This window comes from Paenibacillus sp. sgz302191 (assembly GCF_057749925.1).
In genome coordinates this window covers 1-250 of record NZ_JBYLHY010000138.1, presented here as the reverse complement: position 1 = coordinate 250, position 250 = coordinate 1, and the positions used below count along the sequence as shown (strand labels likewise).

Annotated in this window: 1 rRNA gene; it reads left to right on the top strand. The window is 54.8% G+C overall.

The features are described from left to right. A 23S ribosomal RNA gene (locus AC3G2T_RS38950) occupies positions 1–250 on the top strand; the annotation flags it as partial.

Genomic DNA, 250 nt, shown 5'->3' with positions numbered 1-250 from the left:
AGCGGGGTCGGGGACAGTGTCAGGTGGGCAGTTTGACTGGGGCGGTCGCCTCCTAAAAAGTAACGGAGGCGTCTAAAGGTTCCCTCAGAATGGTTGGAAATCATTCGCAGAGTGCAAAGGCATAAGGGAGCTTGACTGCGAGACAAACAGGTCGAGCAGGGACGAAAGTCGGGCTTAGTGATCCGGTGGTACCGAATGGAAGGGCCATCGCTCAACGGATAAAAGCTACCCTGGGGATAACAGGCTTATC